Consider the following 20,505-nt stretch of genomic DNA (forward strand, 5'->3'; position numbering starts at 1 on the left):
GGACCCCGGCAACAGGATCGGGATCGGGGCCGGGTTTGGGTGCGGTGCAAACCGTCGCGCCCCGAAACCCGCCTCCCGCCGCGACGTTACCCTGGCGCTTTAACTTGTGTTGTTGGCGAGGCGACGTGACGGACCGGCCGATCGAGGACTACGCCATCATCGGCGATACCTGCACGACGGCGCTCGTCGCCCGCGACGGATCGATCGACTGGCTGTGCTGGCCCTGCCACGACAGCCCTGCCGTGTTCCTGCGCCTCCTCGACGAGGGCAAGGGCGGGGCGTGCGAGATCCTGCTCGACGGCTTACGCGAGACGCGGCGGCGCTACCGGCCCGGCACCACCATCCTGGAGACCACCTTCGTCACCGCGACCGGGACCCTGACCCTCACCGACTTCATGCCGCTGCACCCGCTGGACGAGGTCCCCGACGAGGGGCCGGACGGCGCGCCCCACGGCCGGATCGTGCGCCTCGCGACCTGCACGTCCGGCACGGTGACCGGTCGCTTCCGGGTGCGCCCGACCTTCAACTACGCCCGCGACGGCGCCGCCCTCGAGCCCGAGCCGGGCGGGACGGTCCTGTGCCGGCGCCTCGGAAAGCCCGAGGGCGTGTGCGTCGCCGCCACCTTGCCGCTCACGGTCGCCGGCGACCGGGTCGAGGCGGCGTTCGCGTTGGCGAACGGGGAGGGCGCGTCGCTGGTCCTCTCCCACCGCGAGGACGACGACGGCGATGTCGGGCAGGCCGCCGCGAGCCTGTCGGCGACGCAAGACTACTGGGAGGAATGGTCCGGCCGCTGCACCTATGACGGCGCCCACCGCGACGACGTGCTTCGCAGCGCGCTGGTGCTCAAGCTCCTGACCCACGCGCCCTCGGGCGGGATCATCGCGGCGGCCACCACCAGCCTGCCGGAGGCGGTGCCGGGCACCCGCAACTTCGATTACCGCTACGTCTGGATGCGCGACGCGAGCTTCACCGTCACGGCCTTCGTCAATCTCGGCTACGTGCGCGAGGCGGCGGAGTTCCTGCGCTTCCTGCGCGACGCCGACAAGACCCTCGGCCGCGACCTCAAGCTGATGTACGGCATCAACGGGCGCGTCCCGGAGGAGGAGATCCTCGGTCATCTGCGCGGCTGGCGCGGGGTCGGGCCGGTGCGGATCGGCAACGCGGCTTCCGGCCAGGACCAGTACGACATCTACGGCGAGTTCCTGGTGGCTTTGCACGCCTTCCTCGACGCCGTCGACTACGACCCGCCGGTGAAGGTCAACGACCACCTGGCCGAGGTCCTGGGCCACCTGACCGACCACGTCATCCGCTGCCGCCACGCGCCCGATCACGGCATCTGGGAATTGCGCGACGAGAAGCGCCAGATCCTCCACACCAAGGGGATGCTCTGGGTCGCCCTCGACCGGGCGGTGCAGATCGCCCAAGAGGTCGACGTGGCGAGCCCGGAGCGGGTCGAGGAATGGCGCCGCGTCGCCGCCGAGATCCGGGCCGAGTACCATGAGAAGGGCTGGAATTCCCACGTCGGCGCCTACACCCAGGCTTACGGCTCGGACGACCTCGACGCCGCGGTTTTGCGCACGGTCCTGTTCGGCGCCTTCGACGCCCACTCGCCCCGGGTCGCCGCGACGCTCGAAGCGGTGAGCGCCGGGCTCGGCGACGGCGACCTGATCTACCGCTACCGCAACGCCGACGGCTTCGAGCACCCGGAGGCGACCTTCGCGGCCTGCGCGTTCTGGCGCGTCGGCTGCCTGGCGCTGGCCGGGCGCACCGAGGAGGCCGAGCCGCTGTTCTCCCGGCTGCTCGAACGCGGCAACGACCTCGGGCTGTTCGCCGAGGAGATCGACGCCGCATCGGGTGAGCAGCGCGGAAACGTCCCGCAGGGCTTCACCCACATGGCGATCATCAACCACGCGGTCCGCCTCGACCGGGCGGCGCGCCACCGCGAATCCCGCACCGACGAGCCGTGCCAGTGGGCGGTGGGGGCCTGAGGGACGGAGGAAACGCCGCCGGAGGGGTGGGCACCGCTGCCCGAATTTGCTCTAAGGCTCGGATGGGCGCCCGGCGGGCGCCCCGACCGATCCGAAGCCAATCATCCGGGAAACCTGTCGTGGCGGGCGAGCCGTACTTCATCACCACCGCCATCTCGTACCCCAACGGGGTGCCGCATATCGGGCACGCCTACGAGGTGATCGCCGCCGACGCGATCGCGCGCTTCAAGCGCCTCGACGGCTACGACGTGTTCTTCACCACCGGCACCGACGAGCACGGCCTCAAGATCCAGCAGACCGCCGCCAAGGCCGGGATCAGCCCGCGCGCCTTCGTCGACGACATGGCGCCGCGCTTCCGCACCATGGCCGAGCGGCTCGACTGCTCCTTCGACCGCTTCATCCGCACCACCGACGCCGACCACATCGCCTCCGCCCAGGCGCTGTGGCGCCGGATGGAGGAGAACGGCGACATCTACCTCGCCAAGTATGCCGGCTGGTACTCGGTCCGCGACGAGGCCTATTACGACGAATCGGAACTCGTCACCTTAGCTGACGGCAGCCGCCGGGCCGAGAAGACCGGCACCCCGGTCGAGTGGGTCGAGGAGGAGAGCTACTTCTTCCGGCTCTCGGCCTATGGCGAGCGCCTGCTCGCCCATTACGAGGCGCATCCGGACTTCGTCGGCCCCGACACGCGGCGCAACGAGGTCGTGAGCTTCGTCCGCTCCGGCCTGCAGGACCTGTCGGTCAGCCGCACCACCTTCGACTGGGGCGTGCCGGTGCCGGGCAATCCCGCCCACGTGATGTATGTCTGGGTCGACGCGCTGACGAACTACATCACGTCCTGCGGCTTCCCCGACGCGGCCGACCCGCGCTGGCGCCACTGGCCGGCCGATCTCCACGTCATCGGCAAGGACATCATCCGCTTCCACGCGGTCTACTGGCCGGCCTTCCTGATGTCGGCCGGGCTGCCGGTGCCCGAGCGCGTCTTCGGCCACGGCTTCCTCCTCAACAAGGGGGAGAAGATGTCGAAGTCGGTCGGCAACGTCGTCGACCCGGTGGGCCTCGCCGACACCTACGGCGTCGATCCCCTGCGCTACTTCGTGCTGCGCGAGGTGCCGTTCGGCCAGGACGGCAGCTACTCGCACGAGGCGATCGTCAACCGGCTCAACGCCGACCTCGCCAACGACCTCGGCAACCTCGCGCAGCGCTCGCTGACCATGATCGCCCGCAATTGCGGCGGCCAGGTGCCGAAGGCCGGCGAGCCGTCCGCCGCCGACCGGGCGCTGCTCGCGCTCGCCGACGCGCTGCCGGAGAAGGCGAGGGGGCTGATGCAGGACCTCGCCCTGCACGCGATGCTGGCCGAGATCTGGTCCGTGGTGGCCGAGGCCAACCGCTACTTCGCCGGCCAGGAGCCCTGGACCCTCCGCAAGACCGACCCGGCCCGGATGGAGGCGGTTCTGTACACCACCGCCGAGGTGCTGCGGGCGGTCGGCATCCTGGTCCAGCCCTTCATCCCGAGCGCCGCCGCCCGGCTCCTCGACCTCCTGGCGGTGGCGCCCGAGGCGCGCAATCTCGCCGATGTCGGGCCGGACCACCGGCTCGTGCCCGGGACGGCGCTACCGGCGCCGAGCCCGATCTTCCCGCGCTACGTGGAGCCCGAGGCGTGAGCCTGGTCGACAGCCCCCAAGGCGCGAGCCTGGTCGACAGCCACTGCCATCTCGATTCGCCCGGCCTCGCCGAGCGGCTGCCCGAGGTGCTGGCCCGCGCCAAGGCGGCCGGGATCGACCGGATGGTGACGATCTCGACCCGGGTCGCCCGGTTCGAGACCTACCGGGCCTTGAGCGAGGCGCATCCGGAGGTGCTGTTCACGGTCGGCACCCACCCGCACCAGGCCGGCGAGGAGCCGGACGTGACGGCCGAGGAGATCGTCGCCCTGGCGCGCCACCCGCGCTGCATCGGCATCGGCGAGGCCGGGCTCGACTATCATTACGATTACGCCCCGCGGGACGTGCAGCAAAAAGTCTTCCGCACCCACATCGCGGCGGCGCGGGAGAGCGGGCTGCCGCTCGTCATCCACGCCCGCGAGGCCGACGAGGACGTAGGCCGGATCCTCACCGAGGAGATGGGGCGCGGGGCGTTCAAGGCGGTGCTGCACTGCTTCTCGTCGGGCCGGCGCCTTGCCGAGGTGGGGGTGGAGCTCGGCCTCTCCATTTCGTTCTCCGGGATCGTCACCTTCCGCAACTCGGACGAGATCCGGTCGATCGCCGCCGCGGTGCCGCGCGACCGCCTGCTGGTCGAGACCGACGCGCCCTATCTGGCGCCGGTGCCGCATCGGGGCCGGCCGAACGAGCCGGCCTTCGTCGCCGACACCGCCCGGGTGCTGGCCGAGACCGTGGGGCTCACCCCCGACGATCTCGCGGCCCTCACCACCGACAACTTCTATCGCCTGTTCGACAAGGCCGCCGCCCACCGCTGAGGGTTTTCACCGCATGCCGACCCTGACCCTTCGCATCCTGGGCTGCGGCTCCTCGGGCGGCGTGCCGCGGGTCGGCTACGGCTGGGGCGCCTGCGATCCGGCGGAGCGCAAGAACCGGCGCCGGCGCTGCTCGCTCCTGGTCGAGCGCCGGGAGACCGGGGGCGAGGCGACCACCGTTCTCGTCGACACCTCGCCGGATCTGCGCGAGCAGCTGCTCGATGCGGAGGTGACGCGCCTCGACGGCATCCTGTTCACCCATTCCCACGCCGACCACACCCACGGCATCGACGACGTCCGCGCGATGGTGATCCACATGCGCCGGCGCATCGCCGTCCATGCCGACGCCACGACCGCGGACCTGCTCAAGGCCCGCTTCGCCTATTGCTTCACCTCGCGGCCGGGCAGTCTCTACCCGCCGATCCTCGACCTGCATACGCTCGAGACCGACGCGCCGGTGACGGTCGAGGGCCCGGGCGGTCCCGTCACCGCCACCGCCTTCGCGATGGAGCACGGCCCCGAGCAGGCGCTCGGCTTCCGCTTCGCCGACGCGGCCTACGCGCCCGACGTCAGCACCATGCCGGACGCCGCCAAGGCGCAGTTGCGCAACCTCGATCTCCTGATCATCGACGCGCTCCGCGACACGCCGCACCCGACCCATTTCTCGGTGCCGGACGCCCTGGCGCTGATCGAGGAGGTGGCGCCGCGCCGCGCCGTCCTGACCAACCTCCACACCGATCTCGACTACGGCGCCTTGAGCCGGCGCCTGCCGCCGGGCGTGGTGCCGGCCTATGACGGGCTGACGGTCTCGGTCGACGGCTGATCGCCCGGCGCGAGATGCACCGCGAGCCAGACCGTCGGTGCGTCGGGGCTCGTCCATTCGACCCGGTGGCGGCACTGCGCCGGAATCAGCAGGTGGTCGCCGGGGCCGAGCCGCCGGGGCTCCGGCTCACCGGCGAGGCGCAGACCCGCGGCGCCCGCCAGCAGCACGACCCACTCGTCCCAGGGCTGGTCGTACCAGAAGCCCGGTGGGCTGGCCTGGCCTGTCGAGACGATCCGCTCGATGCGGGCCTGCGGGGCCTCGGCCAGGATATCGACGCGTTCGTCGGCCTGGAGCGTCGCGGGCAGGCCGGCGAAGAGGTTGGCGGTCGCCGCGCTCGTCATGGGGCGTCCGACGGGGCGTCCGGCATCGTCGCGGGGTCGCGGGCGCCGTGACGGATGCCAACGACGACGACCTCGTCCTCGGTCAGGGTGTAAAAGATCAGGTACGGACGGGCCAAGGTTCGCCGCATGGGCCGAAGGTCAGTCGGCGGGCCGCTGCGCGGCTGATCGAGCAGGCGGTCGGTTGCCGCCTGGATCCGTGCCAGGACGCGGCGTCCGCCGCTCGGAGACGTCTCGGAGATTCCATTCAGGATCCGCTCGAGCTCGTCCGCCGCCTCCGGCGTGTAGCGCAGCCTCACAGGCCGTGCTTCGCCCAGATGGCCCGTATCCGCTCGTCGCTGGCGAATTCGCCTCGGGCCGCCTGCGCGAGGGACTTGGCAAACGAAGCCTTCTCCTCGGGGCTGAGCACGACGAGACCCTGCTCGCCGTCCAGGACGGCCAGCATCGTGCGAGCTACCTCGTCCTGCGTTTCGGGGGACAAGGTGCGGACGCGCTCGATGGCTTGTTCGAGAAGGTCTGTCATGCCGCTACTATGCACCCGATTCGCGGTGGCATGAAACGAAACCGGTGCGTTCCGGGACGGGCTGACCCCACCCCGGACAGCCCCGACCCAGCCTCTCGTTCCATAATGCTAATTATGCGAATCGGATTGGGGTGGTGAAACGGAGCGGTGGCGGTGCCTTGAGCCCGGCGCTCAGCCTCCCCCCGCTTGGCTCCGCGACCGCCCGTGTGGCGACGGCGAGCACGATCAGAACATCCTCCCGGACCAGAGCCTCGTAGGTGTCCAGGATCTCGTCCAGCGACAGGCCGTCCGCCAAGTTCTCGAACAGCACTTCGACCGGTACCCGCGTGCCGCGAAAGACCCGGCGGCCTGCCAGGATGGCCGGGTTCGAGACCACGACGTCGTCGATGGACCGGACTGTTGCCTGTGCATCGGGCGGTCGGGTGGCTGACATGCGTGACGGCTCCTTCTTGCCGAAGTCGAACTGCCGGCACGCATGATAGGCTGCTGCGGTCTGCGGCGTCAGTGCCCTTCCACCCGCGCCGATCCGGCCGGCACACCGCCCGCGAGCCCGTCGAGCACCCGCATCGCCGCGTCCGGCAGGTCCAGAGCTGCCGCGTCCAGGTTCTCGCGCAGGTGTCCGCGCGAGGACGTGCCGGGGATCGGCAGCAGGTTGGGCGAGCGGCGCAGGAGCCAGGCGAGCGCCACCTGCATCGGCGTCGCATCGAGCCTCCGCGCCACCTCCGACAGGCCCTGCGACTGGATCGGGCTGAAGCCGCCCAGCGGGAAGAACGGCACGTAGGCGGTCCCGGTCGCCGCGAGGGCGTCGATCAGGGCGTCGTCGGCGCGGTGGACGAGGTTGTAGTGGTTCTGCACGCAGGCGATGTCGGTGATCCTCCGCCCCTCGGCGACCTGCGCGGCGGTGACGTTGCTGAGCCCGATCCGGCGGATCAGCCCCCGGCGCTGGAGGTCGGCCAGCACCGCGAGCGGCGCCTCGATCGAGCCCTCGGCCGGGCCGTGGACGCTGAACATCGCCCGCAGGTTGACCACCTCGAGCACGTCGAGGCCGAGATGGCGCAGGTTGTCGTGCACCGCCGCCGTCAGATCCTCGGCCGAGACGGCCGGGTTCCACGACGCGTCGGCGCCGCGCGACGCGCCCACCTTGGTGACGATCACGAGATCGTCCGGATACGGGTGCAGGGCCTCGCGGATGATCTGATTGGTGACGTGCGGCCCGTAGAAGTCGCTGGTGTCGATGTGATTGACGCCCCGCGCCACTGCTTCGCGCAGCACCGCCACCGCCTCGGCCCGGTCCTTCGGCGGGCCGAACACCCCCGGGCCGGCGAGCTGCATCGCGCCGTAGCCGAGCCTGTTCACGCTGCGATGGCCCAGGGTGGCAGTGCCCGCCGTTCCGATCCCGCTCATGATCCGTCTTTCGTGTTCGATGACGATCCGGATCTAGAAGCGGGCTCGCTGCGTGATAAGACGGCACAATCCGGACGGGCTGTGCGGGATGGCGAACGATGGCGGCGGATCTGAGCGACCTGGCCGCCTTCGTGGCGGTGGCGGAGGCCGGCGGCTTCCGCGAGGCGGCGCGGCTGCGCAACACCAGCGCCTCGTCCCTGAGCGAGGCTTTGCGCCGGCTCGAGGCCGGGTTCGGCGTCCGGCTGCTCCACCGGACCACCCGCAGCGTCGCGCCGACCGAGGCCGGGGCGCGGCTGCTCGAACGGCTGAAGCCCGCCCTCGACGAGGTCGCGGCCGCCCTCGACGTGGTCAACGGCTTTCGCGACCGCCCGGCCGGGACCTTGCGCCTCAACGTGCCGGTGAGCGCGGCGCGGCTGGTGCTGCCCCGGATCGTCCCGGCCTTCCTCGCCGCCTATCCCGACATCCACCTCGACGTGATCGCCGAGGACGGGTTCGTCGACGTGCTGGCGGCGGGCTGCGACGCCGGCATCCGCTACGAGGAGCGGCTGGAGCCGGACATGATCGCGGTGCCGATCGGCCCGCGCATGCAGCGTTTCGCCACCGCCGCGGCGCCGGCCTATCTCGACCGGCGCGGGCGGCCGCTGCACCCGCGCGACCTCCTGGAGCATGCCTGCCTGCGCGGCCGCTTCGCCAGCGGCGCGGTGACCGAGTGGGAGTTCGAGCGCGACGGCGAGACCGTGCGGATCGAGCCGACCGGCCCGCTCACCGTGCGGGTCGGCACCGCCACGGATCTGGCGGTCGACGCGGCGCTGGCGGGCGTCGGAATCGTCACCCTGTTCGAGGACTGGCTGCGGCCGCATCTCGACCGTGGGGCGCTGGAACCGGTCCTGGAACCGTGGTGGCCGCGCTTCTCCGGGCCGTTCCTGTACTATCCGGGCCGGCGCTACCTGCCGGCGCCGCTCAGGGCCTTCGTCGCGTTCATCGGGGCGGCGCGGGAGTGACCACCCTGCCCTCCACGGCCCGCCCCTCGGTCTCCCGCGCCAGCGCATCGACCACCGCGGCGATGCCGGCCTCGTCCGCCCCGTCCCCGCCCCGGCCCGCGGCATAGGCCGCGCGCTGACGGTCGGCGCTGGTGCCGTCGCGGACGATGCGGCGGGCCTCGTCGAGGGCTTCCGTGCAGCCCAAGGCCTCGGCATCCTCGGCCACCAGCGCCAGCACCGCCTCCAGCGCCTCACCGAACGGCACCGCGCGCCCGGCCTCCGCATCGATCAGGGCGGCGTGCACGCCGTCGCGCTGGGCCCGCCACAGGTTCTCGCGGATCACCGCCCGGGCGACCCCGTCGAGGCCGGCATTCAGGTCCGGGCGGCGCTCCGCGGCGCGCACGAGGCAGCGATAGAGGCCGGCGATCGCCACCGCGTCGTCCACCCGGGTGCAGCTGTCGGCGATGCGCAGCTCCAGGGTCGGGTAGCGGATCGAGGGCCGCAGGTGCCACCACAGGAAGCTCGCATCCTGGATCGCGCCGGCGGCCTGCATCACCGCGACGTAGCGCTCGAACTCGGCCTGGCTGGCGAACAGGTCGGGCAGGCCGGTGCGCGGCATCTCGCCGAACACGCTGAGGCGGTAGCCGCACAGGCCGGTGTCGCGCCCCTGCCAGAACGGCGACGAGACCGAGAGCGCGAGCAAAGCCGGCAGGAACGGCAGCAGCCGGTTCATCAGGTCGACCCGGCCATCGGGCCGCGCCACCTCGACATGGACGTGCATGCCGCTGACCAGGGTGCGCTGCCCGATCATCCGCACCTCGTCGAGGATGCCGTGGTAGCGCGCCCCGTCGGTCGGGCGTTGCGCGTCCCAGGCGGCGCCCGGATGGGTGCCGGCGCCGAAGACCAGGATGCCGTGCGCCCGCCCGATCTCGGCGAGGCTCCGGCGCAAGGACGCGAGACCGGCCCGCGCCTCCGCCGCCGCGGTGGCCGGCGGGGTCGCGATCTCGATCTGGCTCCGCAGCAATTCGCGCTCGGCCGCCGGCAGCAGGGCCTTGGCGGCGGCGTGGAAGCCGCGCACGCCGCGGTTCGGCGTCCCGCGGGTCGCGGCATCCGCCAGGAAGAACTCCTCCTCGATGCCGAAGCGGTAGGCGGGGCCGGTCATGGATGCAGGATTCTCCGAGAGGTCGAGGATATAGGGGCCGGCGACGAGCCGGCCACGCCGTCAGCCCCGCATCGCCCACACGGCGAGGACCGCGAGGGCGAGGAGGAGGGCCGCGAGGCCCGCCCACACCACCGCCCGGTGCGCGCCGCCCTGCGCCGGCCCGGGTGCGGCCTGGCGGGGGCTCGGGCCCGGCGCCGCCATCGCGGCGGGCGGCGATTCGGGGGCCGGAGGCGGCGCGGCGGCGGGGGCCGGCGGCTCCGGCAGCCGGACCGCGCCGCCGGGGGGCAGCGGGCGGCCTTGCTGAAGCAGAACCTCGTCCGGATCCACCGGAACTCCGGCCTCCTCCAGTTCGATCAGCACCAGGGCGATGTCCTCGGCGCTCATCCGGTCGACCGGCAGCGCCTGGCGCAGGTCGTCGGGGCCGAGGCCGCCGCGGCTCCGGCCGAGGGCGATCAGGCGGTCGAGGGTGGTGCGGTCGAAGGCGGCCTGCATCACGGGGCTCCGTCTCTCGTCCGTGCCAACGCGCACAGGCCCGCCTCCGTTTCCCCGTCACGCTCGCGCCCAGATGGGGTAAGACAAGACCCAGGCTCCCGGTCTGACGTCGGGACCGAACCCAGGCGAGCCATGAACGCGCATCCGTCCCATTTCCGTCCGGCCCCCGAGGGGTCCCGGCCGGTCCTCGCCCGGATCACCCCGCCGGAGAAGCCGCTCGGACCGTGGCGGCTGTTCCGCGCCATCGTGCGCAACCCGCTCGAGGCCTGGCCCGAGGCGATCTACCGCGAGCCGCTCTACGTCTCCGACTTCCTCGGCAATACCAGCCTGTTCGTGATGGCGCCGAACCTGATCCGCCGGGTGATGGTCGACGATGCCGACGCGTTCGAGAAGTCGGAGGTCCTGCGCCGCGCCCTCTCGCCGGCTTTGGGCGACGCGATCCTGACCGCCGACGGGGCGCGCTGGCGCTGGCAGCGCCGGGCGGCGGCGCCGATCTTCCGGGCCGAGCGCATCCGCAGCTTCGTGCCGGCGATGATCGCTGCCGCCGAGCGCACCCGCGACGCGCTGGCCGCCGATCCCGGCGCCGAGGTCGACATCGCCCAGACGATGATGCGCACCACCTTCGAGATCATCGTCGAGACGATGCTGTCGGGCCACGGCGCCATCGACGCCGCCCGGGTCGAGCGCGGCATCACCGACTACCTCGAAGCGACCAGCTGGATCTTCGGCCTCACGCTGCTGCGCGCCCCGGCCTGGATGCCCTATCCCGGCCGGGCCAAGGCCGAGCGGGCCAAGATGTACCTGCGCGACGCGCTGTTCCGCCTCGCCGCGGAGGGCCGCCGCACCGGCACGGAGGGGCGCAACGACCTGATGAGCCTGCTGCTCGCCGCCCGCGACCCGGAGACCGGCCAGGCGATGGACGACCGCGACGTCGCCGACAACCTGCTCACCTTCGTGACCGCCGGCCACGAGACCACGGCGCTTGCCCTGACCTGGGCGTTCTACCTCCTCGCCCACCACCCGGAGGCCGAGGCGCTGGTCGCCGCCGAGGTCGAGGCGGTGACCGGCGGGGCCGCGCTGACGGCCGACCATGTCGACGCCCTGCCCTATACCCGCCAGGTGATCCTCGAGGCGATGCGGCTCTACCCGCCGGTGCCGGTGGTGGTCCGCGGCGCTTTGCGCGACGTCGACCTCGACGGGACGCCGGTCAAGGCCGGCACGCCGATCACCATCCCGATCTACGCCGTGCACCGCCACGCCGCCCTGTGGGACGAGCCGGAGCGCTTCGACCCGACCCGCTTCGCCCCCGAGGCCGCCAAGGCCCGCGACCGCTACGCCTACCTGCCCTTCGCGGCCGGTCCCCGGATCTGCATCGGTATGGGCTTCGCGCTCTCCGAGGCGGTGGCGATCCTGGCGGTGCTGATCCGCAGCTTGCGCTTCTCGCTCAGGCCCGGCTACCTGCCGGTGCTCAAGCAGCGCATCACCTTGCGCCCGGCGGAGGGGATGCCGATGCGGGTCACCCCGCGCTGAAATCCTTCGGCGGGAACCGGCGCGCGAACACCGCCTTGGCCGCGAAGAGGCCGTTGAGGGCGGCCGGGAACCCGGCATGGGTGGCGATCTCGCGGGCGCGCAGGTCGAGGCCGGGCCGGGAACAGATGTCGCCGAAGGGGAACTCGAACAGGGAGGTGGCGAAGTCCGGCGCGATGTCGGCGGGCGCCGCCGCCACGGCGTGCCCCGCCTCGCCGTCGATCTCAGCGCGCGCGCTGGCCGCGCGCGAGCCGGCTCTCGCCGTCGCTCGGAATGGGTGGCGTCATCGTCGTCGCTCCTCTCGGTGTGGGTGCCATAGCCGGCGATCTTCGCGTCCAGCACGAGGAGGCTGGCCTGCAGCTCCGCGACCTGCGCCCGGACGCGGTCGCGATGGGCCTCCAGCAGCGCGCGCCTGTCCGCTTCCGTCCCGGGGCCGCCGTCGCGCAGCGCCGCGTAGAGCCGCATGTCCCGGATCGGCATCGCGGTCGTCTTGAGCCGCCTCAGGAAGGCGATCCAGGACAGGATGGCGGCGTCGTAATCGCGCTGCCCCGACCGGTCCCGACTCGCGCAGGGCAGCAGCCCGATCCTCTCGTAGTAGCGCAGCGTGTGGGCCGAGAGGCCGGAATGCCGTGCGAGTTCGCCGATCTTCATGCCGATGCCCTCGGGTCGCGCCCCCTCCGCGCCGGATGAGGGAGAGGCTACGGGTTCGAGTGCACTCTCAGTCAAGGCCCGACCATGCGCGATCGTCCGGGCGCTGCGCCGGACAGTTCGGGTGCAAGACGAGACGCACACATTCTCCTCTCCCCGCCGAGCGTCCCCGACCGGCCGCGCGTCGGCGAGATCCTGTCAGTCCATCCGGTCTGGCGCCGCGAGGCGGGCGAGATAGCCGGCGACCGCGGCCGGGTCCGGGGTCGCGCAGGCGAGGTAGCCGTCCGGGCGCACCAGCGCGACCGTGCCGTTATGCAGGGCCGGGCGGATCTCCGGATCGACGAGGCCGGCGAAGGCCTGCGGCAAGGCGGCGACGGCGGCGGAGGGCTCGGCGAACAGGACGAAACGCGGCGCCGGTCCCGCCCCGACCGGGACCTGCCCGGGGACCGGCGGCACGCGCGCGCCGGGCCGCAGCCAGCCGGTAACGCCCGGGCCGTTCAGCGGCGACGCGCCGTAGTGGATCGCGACCTCCGCCATCGTGTCGGCGATCCCGTGGGCGAGGCGCGGCAGGCCGAGCACCAGGCGGGCGACCGCGTTGCGCACGCCCTGCGCGATCGGATTCGTCAGGGTGGCGACGCGGGTCAGCCGCTCGGCCGCCTTCAGCACGTCGTCGCCGACGCGGCTGCGCTCCGGGCTGTAGCTGTCGAGCAGGGCTGCGTCGGCCCGGCCGTGGGCCACCAGCGCCAGCTTCCAGGCGAGGTTGACGGCATCCTGCATGCCCGTGTTCATGCCCTGGCCACCGGCGGGGCTGTGGATGTGGGCCGCGTCGCCGGCCAGGAACGCCCGCCCCTGCCGGTACGCGGCGACCTTGCGGCCGTTGATCCGGAAGCCCGCGAGCCAGACCGGATCGGACAGGCGCGTGCCGGCGGGGCCGCGCCGGTCGACCAGCCTCCGCACGTCGTCGAGGGTCGGCGCCGGCGCGGCCTCGGCGTCGGTCTGGGGCGTGTCGGCGATGATCCGGTAGCGGCCGGGCCGGATCGGAAAGATCAGCAGCACGCCGTCCCGGTGCCAGTGGACCGACGCCTCGGTGTCCGGGCGCGGGTAGCCGGTCATGTGCAGGTCGGCGAGGATCCAGTCGCTCGGCAGCGTCTCGCCCGCGAAGGGCAGGCCGAGCGCGTGGCGCACCGTGCTGTGGGCGCCGTCGCAGCCGACGAGCCAGTCCGCCCGGACCCGCTCCTCGCGACCGTCGGCGTGCCGCAGCACCGCCGCGACGCCGTCGGGGCCGACCGTGACGGCGTCCGCCGCGGTGCGGCGCTCCACCGCCACGCCCTGCCCGGCCAGGCGCTCCTCCAGCAGGCGCTCGGTCTCGGATTGCGGGAGGGCGAGGGCGTAGGCGTGGGCGCTCGGGACCGCGTCCATCGTCACGCGGCCGACGACCGTCTCGCCCGCCAAGACGGACACGCCGGCGATCCTGAATCCCGCCGCGACGAAGGGCGCGGCGCCGCCGGCAGCCCCGCGGTCGAGCAGCTCCAGGGTGCGGCTCCACAGCACCAGCGCCCTGGATTGGTCGGTGCGCTGCGGCGCCCTGTCGACGAGGCGCAAAGGGACGCCGTAGCGCGCGAGCTCGGAGGCGAGGGTCAGCCCGACCGGGCCGGCGCCGACGATGAGGACGGAGGATGTCACGAATCGTCTCCCGGGTCGCGCGGCCTCGTCTCCGACGGCCGGGGATCGCGCGGGCCGCTGGCCCGCCTGGCCGTCGCGAGGCCAGGCTACACGATCGTCGTGACCGGGGGAGCGGGACCGAAGGGAGGCGTCGGTCGACCGTTGGGCTGAGGCCGGCGACAGTTGTCGGAGCCTCGCCCAGTTCCGCGGCGTCATCGCGGCCCTCCCCGGGGCAAACCTGCAAGATCTTGCAGGCCGGGGCCGCGCCATGCCCGTGAGGGGCGTCGTTTTATCGATAAAATTCTACCGCCGGCAACTTGCCGACCTACGACCGAGACAGCGGCCGGCGCCGGCCAAGCGCACCGGATCGGCTGTCAATACGCCCCGGGCCATCGGCGATTTCATCCGCCTGTCACGAAACCGCCCGATGACGCGGCGGTCACGACATCTCCGGCGGACCCCTTGACCCACGTCCTCGATACGATTCCGGCGGCCGCTCCGGCCGGGCCCCCCGTCGCGCGGGCCGCGCGCCGGCCCGGCGCCGGCCTGCTCCTGCCGCTCGCGCTGCTCAGCCCGTCGCTCGTCTTCCTCGCCCTGTTCACCTACTGGCCGGTGGTCGAGGTCCTGTGGGACGCGACCCACGCGGTCACGCGCCGGGGCACCCGATTCGTGGGCTTGGCCAACTTCGCGGCTCTGTTCGCCGACCCGACCTTCCAGCGCGCGCTCCTCAACAACGCTCTCTACGCGCTGGGCACGGTGGTGCCGAGCCTGGTCCTGGCGCTCGCCTTCGCGCTGGCGCTCAACGGCGCCGGCCGGGTGCGGGCCGTGATGCGGGCGGTGTTCTTCCTGCCGGTGATGATCCCGCTGGTGGCCGCCGCCGCGCTGTTCCTGTTCCTGTTCCTGCCCGGGATCGGGCTGATCGACTACCACCTCGCCCGGCTCGGGCTGCCCGGTGCCAACTGGCTCGGCGACCCGGATCTGGCGCTCGCCGCCATCACGGTGCTGACCGTGTGGAAGAATGCCGGCTACTACATGCTGTTCATCCTGGCCGGCCTGCAGGCGATCCCCGACGAGGCCCGGGAGGCCGCGCTCCTCGACGGCGCAGGTCCCTGGCAGCGCCTGCGCTTCGTCACGCTGCCGGGCTTGCGCCCGACCTTCGCCTTCGTCGGGGTGATCGCGCTCCTCAACGCGGTGACGCAGGTCGACCACGTCTTCGTGCTGACCAAGGGCGGGCCCTCGGACGCGACGAAGCTCCTCCTGTTCTACATCTACGAGCAGGCCGCCGAGCGCTACGATGCCGGCCGCGCCGCCGCCGCCACGGTGGTGACGCTGGGGCTGCTCGCCGTGCTCACCGGCCTGTCGCTCGCCCGCGGCCAGGGCCCGGAGGCGGCCCGATGAGCGCCCCCTCGTCCGGTCCCGTGACCCGCGAGGTCACGCCCTCCATCGCCCGCTTCGTCGTCGCCGGCCTCGCGCTGGTCTGGGCGGTGCCGTTCTGGTGGATGCTGGTGGCGGCGTTCCGGCCGGCCGGGTCGGGCGCCGACGCCTCGCTCCTGCCCTCGCTGACGCCGACGCTCGCCAACTTCGCCGAGGCCTGGGCCTCGGCCGATTTCCCGCTCTACTTCCTGAACTCGCTCGTGATCTGCGCCGGCATCCTCGCGGTGCAGCTCGTCACCGCCTCGCTCGCCGGCTACGTCTTCGCGCGCCTCGAATTCCCGGGCCGCGGGTTCCTGTTCGGCCTGTTCCTGGTGCAGCTGATGCTGGTGCCGGTGGTGCTCCTGGTGCCGAACCTAAAGACCATCGCGGCCTTGGGCCTCTACGACACCCTGCCGGGCGTGATGGCGCCCTACTGCGCCACCGCCTTCGGCACCTTCCTGATGCGTCAGAGCTTCCGCGAGGTGCCGCGCGAGCTGGAAGACGCCGCGATGATCGACGGGGCCGGCTGGTGGGCGCGCATCCGCCTCATCTACCTGCCGCTGACGAAACCCGCCCTCGTCGCCTTCTCGATCGTCTCGGTCACCAGCCACTGGAACGAGTTCCTGTGGCCGCTGATGGTCATCAACTCTCCCGACAGGCGGCCCCTCACCCTCGGGCTGGCGAGCTTCACGCTCAGCGCCGAGGGCATGCAGGCCTGGGGGCTGATCGCGGCCGGCACCTTCCTGGTCAGCCTGCCGCTGCTCGCCGCCTTCCTGATCTTCCAGCGCCGGTTCGTGAACAGCTTCCTCGCCTCCGGCATCAAGTAAGAGGACAACACATCATGATTTCCTGGTGGAAGGGCGCCGCCCTCGCCCTGGTGGCGGCGGCCGGCCTCGCGGCGCCGCGCGCCGCGCTCGCGACCGATATCGAGCTGTTCTTCCCCGTCCCGGTCGACGGGGCGCTCGCCCGCAACATGTCCGGGCTGATCAAGGAGTTCAACGACTCCCACCCGGACATCAAGGCCACCCCGGTCTTCACCGGCTCCTACGACGACACGCTCCTGAAGACCCGCGCGGCGATCAAGGCCGGCAAGCCGCCGGCCGCCGTGATCATGTCGGCGAACTTCCTCACCGACCTGTCGATCGAGCGCGAGATCGCGCCGATGGACGACCTGATCGCCAAGGAGGGCAAGACATCTGAGGCCTTCATGGGCCAGTTCTTCCCGGCGCTCCTCCCCAACGCCGTGATCGACCGCAAGGTCTACGGCGTGCCGTTCCACAACTCGACCCCGCTGCTCTACATCAACGCCGACCACTTCAGGGAAGCCGGCCTCGACCCCGACACGCCGCCGCGGAATTGGGCCGAGCTGTACGACGCCGCCCGCAAGCTGACGAAGCGCGAGGGCGACCGCACCACCCGCTGGGGCCTGATGATGCCGTCGAACTACGATTACGGCGGCTGGATCCTCGAAGCCCTGACCATGTCCAACGGCGGGCAATACTACAACCGGGATTACGGCGGCGAGGTCTATTACGACACCCCGACGATGCTCGGCGCCCTCACCTTCTGGTCGGACCTCGTCCACAAGGCCAAGGTGCATCCGGCCGGCGAGCAGAAGGGCCCGGCGGTGACCGGCGCGTTCCTGGCCGGCCAGGCCTCGATGATGATCATCTCGACCGGCTCCCTCACCTTCATCCGCGACACCGCCAAGTTCCCGTTCAAGGTCGCCTTCGTGCCGATGAACGTGCGCCAGGCGGTGCCGATCGGCGGCGCCTCGCTGGTGCAGCCGACCGGCCTGTCGCCGGAGAAGCGCGCCGCCGGCTGGACCCTGATCCAGTGGCTGACCTCAGCCGAAAAGTCGGGCTGGTGGAGCCGCGCCACGGGCTACTTCGCCCCCAACAAGGCGGCCTACGACTTAGCTGAGATGAAGGCGTTCCTGGAGAAGAACCCCGACGCGAAGATCGCGGTGGATCAGCTCGCCAACGCGCAGCCGTGGTTCGCCACCTACCGCACCGTGCCGGTGCGCAAGGCGATCGAGGACGAGCTGCAGGCCGTGCTCTCGGGCAAGCGTCAGCCGAAGGAGGCGCTCACCGCCGCCCAGAAGGCCGCCGACGCCCTGATGCGTCCCTACGTCGAGGACACCGCCCTGCGCCTGCCGGGCGCGGAGTGAGGCGCGTCTCGGCTTAGACGCACACACTTCCCGGATCCCCGTCCGCTTCGCTCCTGTCGTTTGCAAGGCTGTCCGGGGAAAGAGTCGTGGCGCGGGTTCTTTCCTCTCCCCGCGGGCGGGGAGAGGGCTGTGCTTCCGTTCAGGAAGCGCAGCAAGCCCGCAGGGCGAGGGTGAGGGGGTGTTTCCGGAGGAGCCTCATCCGGCACCACCCCCTCACCCTCGCTCCGGCTGCGCCTGCGCTTGCCGCGTTCCCTGAACGGGAACACGGCCCTCTCCCCGCCCGCGGGGAGAGGAGAAACCCGCGCTTCTTCCTTTGCCGGACAGCCCTGCTTCGTCCGGCAATGGGAGGTGCGATCGAAGAATAAACGGACACCACCCATGCTCATCGCCCAGATCACCGACTTGCACGTGCGCCCCCGCGGGCTGCCGGCCTACCGGGTCTCCGAGACCAACAGGATGGTCGCCCGCGCGGTCGCGCACCTCGTCGCCCTCGATCCCCGGCCCGACCTGGTGCTGGTCTCCGGCGACCTCACCGATTGCGGCCTTCCGGAGGAGTACGAGGCGTTGCGCGCCCTGCTCGCCCGCCTGCCGATGCCGGTCTACGTCGTGCCCGGCAATCACGACCGGCGCGAGACGTTCCAGGAGGTGCTGCCGGCGGCCTGGATGCCGGGCGCGACCGAGGGCTTCATCCAGTACACGGTCGAGGATCACCCGGTCCGCCTGATCGCCCTCGACACGCTGGTGGCGGGCCAGAGCCACGGCGCCCTGTGCTCCGAGCGCCTCGGCTTCCTGGAGCGGGCGCTCGCCGGCGGCGACGGCCGCCCGACCCTGGTGTTCATGCACCACCCGCCCTTCGCATGCGGCCTCGTCCACATGGACGAGATCCGGCTCCTCGACGGCGAGGCGGAATTCCGGCGGTTGATCGCGGGTGAGACCTGCATCGAGCGGATCCTGTGCGGCCACCACCACCGGCCGATCCAGACCCGCTACGCCGGCACGATCGCCCAGATCGCCCCGAGCGTCACCCATCAGGTCGCCTTCGACCTGGACCCGAAGCACGAGGGCGCCCTGGTCTTCGAGCCGCCGGCCTACCTGCTCCACCGCTACACGCCGGAGAGCGGGATCGTGAGCCACATGGTCTATGTCGAGGCCTTCGACGGGCCGTACCCGTTCGTGCTGGACGCGGCGTATCCGGGGCAGCACTGACGCAATGTCAAAATGACAATAGAAACAGAACAAGATCGTGCAGGGTGGCGCGCTTCCGTTTAAAGCACTGAGCATCATGCTGGCAGCGTGCCGTTCAGTGCCTAATCCTGAAGCGCGCCACCCTCACCCCTGACCCCTCTCCCAGACGGGAGAGGGGGATGAGCTTTACTCGGAAGACGCAGCCCCGAGGTAGCGCCGTGATCAGCTGTTCTTCAGCGCCACGCGGTACTGACCTTGCGTCTTCGCCCGCACCTCGTCCTCGGTGACGCCGTCGGCGAGCTCGATCAGGCTCATGCCGCCGTCGCCCTTCTTGTCGATGGTGAAGACGCCGAGATCGGTGATCACCATGTCGACCACGTGGGTGCCGGTCAGCGGCAGGTCGCAGGCCTCCAGGAGCTTGGGCGACTCGGAGCCGTCCTTGGCCTTGGCGACGTGCTCCATCACCACGACGACCTTCTTGACGCCGGCGACGAGGTCCATCGCGCCGCCCATCCCCTTCACCATCTTGCCGGGGATCATCCAGTTGGCGAGGTCGCCGTTCTGGGCCACCTGCATGGCGCCGAGGATCGACAGGTCGATATGCCCGCCGCGGATCATCCCGAAGGAATCCGCCGACGAGAAGTAGCTCGTGGTCGGCAGTTCGGTGATGGTCTGCTTGCCGGCATTGATGAGGTCGGGGTCCTCCTCGCCCTCGTACGGGAACGGGCCCATGCCCAGCATCCCGTTCTCGGACTGGAGCTGCACCGACATGCCGTCGGGGATGTAGTTCGACACCAGCGTCGGGATGCCGATGCCGAGATTGACGTAGAAGCCGTCCTCGAGCTCGCGGGCGGCGCGGGCCGCCATCTGGTCGCGGGTCCAGGCCATGGGGGTCTCCTCTCTCGCTCGTTCAGATGGCGCCGCCGCCCGTCGGGGCGGGCGCGGGCTCGGCGTTCGGCGCGGCCTCGGCACGCTTGCGCGTGGTGCGCTGCTCGATGCGCTTCTCCGCGTTCGGGACGTGGATCATCCGCTTCACGAACACGCCGGGGGTGATGATGTGGTCGGGGTCGATCTCGCCGGGCTTCACCAGGTGCTCGACCTGCGCGATGGTCATGCGCGACGCCGAGGCCATCATCGGGTTGAAGTTGCGGGCGGTCTTCCGGTAGACGAGGTTGCCCTCGTGGTCGCCCTTCCAGGCATGGACCAGCGAGACGTCGGCGAACAGGCCGCGCTCCATCACGTAGGTCTCGCCGTCGAACTCCCGGGTCTCCTTGCCCTCGGCGATCAGGGTGCCGACGCCGGTCTTGGTGAAGAAGGCCGGGACGCCGGCGCCGCCGGCGCGGATGCGCTCGGCCAGCGTGCCCTGCGGGTTGAACTCGATCTCGAGCTCGCCGGCGAGGTACTGCTTGGCGAAGGTCTTGTTCTCGCCGACATAGGACGAGATCATCTTCTTGATCTGGCGGGTCTCGAGCAGCACGCCGAGGCCGACGCCGTCGATGCCGGCATTGTTCGAGATGACCGTGAGGTCCTTGGCGCCGCTCTCGCGCACCGCGTCGATGAGGATGTCGGGAATGCCGCACAGGCCGAAGCCGCCGGCCATGATCGTCATGCCGTCCCGCAGGACGCCCGCCAGGGCGGCGGTGGCGTCGGGGTATACCTTCTTCATCCCTCGTTTCCCCAAATTGGCTGGTGCCGCCGGGCGCGATCGCCCTTGGTC

21 protein-coding genes and 1 pseudogene are annotated in these 20,505 nt (G+C 71.5%); 10 read left to right on the top strand and 12 right to left on the bottom strand.

Annotated features, from left to right (window positions below):
- Positions 1-125: 125 nt before the first annotated feature.
- From FF100_RS16390 to FF100_RS16405, 4 genes are all read left to right on the top strand, one after another.
- Positions 126-1,988 (top strand): glycoside hydrolase family 15 protein, encoded by a 1,863-nt coding sequence (locus tag FF100_RS16390; protein ID WP_139036755.1) that lies wholly within the window; start codon positions 126-128, stop codon positions 1,986-1,988.
- Between the two features lie 62 nt (positions 1,989-2,050).
- Entirely contained in the window at positions 2,051-3,655 is a 1,605-nt protein-coding gene (gene metG, locus FF100_RS16395; protein ID WP_171070196.1) for a methionine--tRNA ligase, read from the top strand.
- Positions 3,652-4,464, top strand: a complete 813-nt coding sequence (locus FF100_RS16400; RefSeq protein WP_246102119.1) for a TatD family hydrolase — start codon at positions 3,652-3,654, stop codon at positions 4,462-4,464. Before metG ends, FF100_RS16400 begins: the two co-directional genes overlap by 4 nt.
- A 13-nt stretch (positions 4,465-4,477) precedes the next feature.
- A complete protein-coding gene (locus FF100_RS16405) occupies positions 4,478-5,284 on the top strand; it encodes an MBL fold metallo-hydrolase (protein WP_139036757.1) in 807 nt (268 codons plus the stop codon).
- Here the strand turns inward: FF100_RS16405 and FF100_RS16410 are convergent.
- The 5 genes from FF100_RS16410 to FF100_RS16430 form a co-directional block, all read right to left on the bottom strand.
- A complete protein-coding gene (locus FF100_RS16410; RefSeq protein WP_139036758.1) occupies positions 5,251-5,625 on the bottom strand; it encodes a cupin domain-containing protein in 375 nt (124 codons plus the stop codon). The two genes, FF100_RS16405 and FF100_RS16410, sit on opposite strands and share 34 nt — an antisense overlap.
- Positions 5,622-5,921 carry a type II toxin-antitoxin system RelE/ParE family toxin gene (locus FF100_RS16415; RefSeq protein WP_139036759.1) on the bottom strand — a complete coding sequence of 100 codons (300 nt, stop codon included), beginning with the start codon at positions 5,919-5,921 and terminating at the stop codon, positions 5,622-5,624. The genes FF100_RS16410 and FF100_RS16415 overlap by 4 nt, the downstream gene beginning before the upstream one ends.
- Positions 5,918-6,145 (bottom strand): hypothetical protein, encoded by a 228-nt coding sequence (locus FF100_RS16420; RefSeq protein ID WP_139036760.1) that lies wholly within the window; start codon positions 6,143-6,145, stop codon positions 5,918-5,920. The genes FF100_RS16415 and FF100_RS16420 overlap by 4 nt, the downstream gene beginning before the upstream one ends.
- Before the next feature lie 112 nt (positions 6,146-6,257).
- Entirely contained in the window at positions 6,258-6,578 is a 321-nt protein-coding gene (locus FF100_RS16425; protein WP_139036761.1) for a DUF433 domain-containing protein, read from the bottom strand.
- Between the two features lie 68 nt (positions 6,579-6,646).
- On the bottom strand, positions 6,647-7,549 hold the full coding sequence (locus tag FF100_RS16430; RefSeq protein ID WP_139036762.1) for an aldo/keto reductase family oxidoreductase: 903 nt from the start codon (positions 7,547-7,549) through the stop codon (positions 6,647-6,649).
- A gap of 98 nt (positions 7,550-7,647) precedes the next feature.
- Here FF100_RS16430 and FF100_RS16435 point away from each other — a divergent pair, with 98 nt between their 5' ends.
- Positions 7,648-8,550, top strand: a complete 903-nt coding sequence (locus FF100_RS16435) for a LysR family transcriptional regulator (protein ID WP_139036763.1) — start codon at positions 7,648-7,650, stop codon at positions 8,548-8,550.
- Here the strand turns inward: FF100_RS16435 and FF100_RS16440 are convergent.
- Both FF100_RS16440 and FF100_RS16445 read right to left on the bottom strand, forming a co-directional pair.
- On the bottom strand, positions 8,528-9,691 hold the full coding sequence (locus FF100_RS16440; RefSeq protein ID WP_139036764.1) for a carboxylate-amine ligase: 1,164 nt from the start codon (positions 9,689-9,691) through the stop codon (positions 8,528-8,530). The two genes, FF100_RS16435 and FF100_RS16440, sit on opposite strands and share 23 nt — an antisense overlap.
- A 60-nt stretch (positions 9,692-9,751) precedes the next feature.
- Positions 9,752-10,183: an RNA polymerase sigma factor region1.1 domain-containing protein gene (locus tag FF100_RS16445; RefSeq protein ID WP_139036765.1), complete on the bottom strand. Its 432-nt coding sequence runs from the start codon at positions 10,181-10,183 to the stop codon at positions 9,752-9,754.
- A 132-nt stretch (positions 10,184-10,315) separates the two neighbouring features.
- Between FF100_RS16445 and FF100_RS16450 the strand changes: the two genes are divergently transcribed.
- The gene (locus FF100_RS16450) at positions 10,316-11,713 is read left to right on the top strand and encodes a cytochrome P450 (RefSeq protein WP_139036766.1); all 1,398 of its coding nucleotides are present in this window, start codon (positions 10,316-10,318) and stop codon (positions 11,711-11,713) included.
- On the opposite strand, the gene FF100_RS16455 is transcribed toward FF100_RS16450, so the two are convergent.
- The 3 genes and pseudogenes from FF100_RS16455 to FF100_RS16465 all read right to left on the bottom strand — a co-directional run bounded on the left by FF100_RS16455 (position 11,700) and on the right by FF100_RS16465 (position 14,041).
- Entirely contained in the window at positions 11,700-11,909 is a 210-nt protein-coding gene (locus FF100_RS16455) for a carboxymuconolactone decarboxylase family protein (RefSeq protein ID WP_205824917.1), read from the bottom strand. The genes FF100_RS16450 and FF100_RS16455 overlap by 14 nt on opposite strands.
- Positions 11,910-11,944: 35 nt before the next feature.
- Positions 11,945-12,361, bottom strand: a pseudogene (locus tag FF100_RS16460) (MerR family transcriptional regulator); the annotation flags it as partial.
- A gap of 195 nt (positions 12,362-12,556) precedes the next feature.
- Positions 12,557-14,041, bottom strand: coding sequence for an FAD-dependent monooxygenase (locus FF100_RS16465; protein ID WP_246102120.1), 1,485 nt, complete (start codon positions 14,039-14,041; stop codon positions 12,557-12,559).
- A gap of 441 nt (positions 14,042-14,482) precedes the next feature.
- On the opposite strand from FF100_RS16465, the gene FF100_RS16470 reads away from it, so the two are divergent.
- The 4 genes from FF100_RS16470 to FF100_RS16485 all read left to right on the top strand — a co-directional run bounded on the left by FF100_RS16470 (position 14,483) and on the right by FF100_RS16485 (position 18,809).
- On the top strand, positions 14,483-15,418 hold the full coding sequence (locus FF100_RS16470; RefSeq protein ID WP_139036768.1) for a carbohydrate ABC transporter permease: 936 nt from the start codon (positions 14,483-14,485) through the stop codon (positions 15,416-15,418).
- Complete coding sequence (locus tag FF100_RS16475) at positions 15,415-16,260, top strand: carbohydrate ABC transporter permease (protein WP_171070197.1); 846 nt, start codon at positions 15,415-15,417, stop codon at positions 16,258-16,260. Before FF100_RS16470 ends, FF100_RS16475 begins: the two co-directional genes overlap by 4 nt.
- A 14-nt stretch (positions 16,261-16,274) precedes the next feature.
- Entirely contained in the window at positions 16,275-17,603 is a 1,329-nt protein-coding gene (locus FF100_RS16480) for an ABC transporter substrate-binding protein (RefSeq protein ID WP_139036769.1), read from the top strand.
- A gap of 378 nt (positions 17,604-17,981) precedes the next feature.
- Positions 17,982-18,809 (top strand): phosphodiesterase, encoded by an 828-nt coding sequence (locus FF100_RS16485; protein WP_139036770.1) that lies wholly within the window; start codon positions 17,982-17,984, stop codon positions 18,807-18,809.
- A gap of 201 nt (positions 18,810-19,010) precedes the next feature.
- Here FF100_RS16485 and FF100_RS16490 read toward each other — a convergent pair whose 3' ends face one another.
- Complete coding sequence (locus tag FF100_RS16490) at positions 19,011-19,676, bottom strand: 3-oxoacid CoA-transferase subunit B (RefSeq protein WP_048431309.1); 666 nt, start codon at positions 19,674-19,676, stop codon at positions 19,011-19,013.
- A gap of 22 nt (positions 19,677-19,698) precedes the next feature.
- Positions 19,699-20,454: a CoA transferase subunit A gene (locus tag FF100_RS16495; protein WP_139036771.1), complete on the bottom strand. Its 756-nt coding sequence runs from the start codon at positions 20,452-20,454 to the stop codon at positions 19,699-19,701.
- Positions 20,455-20,505 lie beyond the last annotated feature (51 nt).

The sequence above is a fragment of the Methylobacterium terricola genome (assembly GCF_006151805.1).
In the GTDB taxonomy this organism is placed as follows: Bacteria; Pseudomonadota; Alphaproteobacteria; order Rhizobiales; family Beijerinckiaceae; genus Methylobacterium; species Methylobacterium terricola.

What these genes read in the sequence shown, in the direction of transcription:
- FF100_RS16495 (WP_139036771.1), bottom strand. Translation starts at nt 20,454, where the DNA reads ATGAAGAAGGTATACCCCGACGCCACCGCCGCCCTGGCGGGCGTCCTG.
- FF100_RS16425 (WP_139036761.1), bottom strand. Translation starts at nt 6,578, where the DNA reads ATGTCAGCCACCCGACCGCCCGATGCACAGGCAACAGTCCGGTCCATC.
- FF100_RS16410 (WP_139036758.1), bottom strand. Translation starts at nt 5,625, where the DNA reads ATGACGAGCGCGGCGACCGCCAACCTCTTCGCCGGCCTGCCCGCGACG.
- FF100_RS16440 (WP_139036764.1), bottom strand. Translation starts at nt 9,691, where the DNA reads ATGACCGGCCCCGCCTACCGCTTCGGCATCGAGGAGGAGTTCTTCCTG.
- FF100_RS16480 (WP_139036769.1), top strand. Translation starts at nt 16,275, where the DNA reads ATGATTTCCTGGTGGAAGGGCGCCGCCCTCGCCCTGGTGGCGGCGGCC.
- FF100_RS16420 (WP_139036760.1), bottom strand. Translation starts at nt 6,145, where the DNA reads ATGACAGACCTTCTCGAACAAGCCATCGAGCGCGTCCGCACCTTGTCC.
- FF100_RS16485 (WP_139036770.1), top strand. Translation starts at nt 17,982, where the DNA reads ATGCTCATCGCCCAGATCACCGACTTGCACGTGCGCCCCCGCGGGCTG.
- FF100_RS16435 (WP_139036763.1), top strand. Translation starts at nt 7,648, where the DNA reads ATGGCGGCGGATCTGAGCGACCTGGCCGCCTTCGTGGCGGTGGCGGAG.
- FF100_RS16430 (WP_139036762.1), bottom strand. Translation starts at nt 7,549, where the DNA reads ATGAGCGGGATCGGAACGGCGGGCACTGCCACCCTGGGCCATCGCAGC.
- metG (WP_171070196.1), top strand. Translation starts at nt 2,051, where the DNA reads ATGGGCGCCCGGCGGGCGCCCCGACCGATCCGAAGCCAATCATCCGGG.
- FF100_RS16405 (WP_139036757.1), top strand. Translation starts at nt 4,478, where the DNA reads ATGCCGACCCTGACCCTTCGCATCCTGGGCTGCGGCTCCTCGGGCGGC.
- FF100_RS16450 (WP_139036766.1), top strand. Translation starts at nt 10,316, where the DNA reads ATGAACGCGCATCCGTCCCATTTCCGTCCGGCCCCCGAGGGGTCCCGG.
- FF100_RS16475 (WP_171070197.1), top strand. Translation starts at nt 15,415, where the DNA reads ATGAGCGCCCCCTCGTCCGGTCCCGTGACCCGCGAGGTCACGCCCTCC.
- FF100_RS16445 (WP_139036765.1), bottom strand. Translation starts at nt 10,183, where the DNA reads ATGCAGGCCGCCTTCGACCGCACCACCCTCGACCGCCTGATCGCCCTC.
- FF100_RS16490 (WP_048431309.1), bottom strand. Translation starts at nt 19,676, where the DNA reads ATGGCCTGGACCCGCGACCAGATGGCGGCCCGCGCCGCCCGCGAGCTC.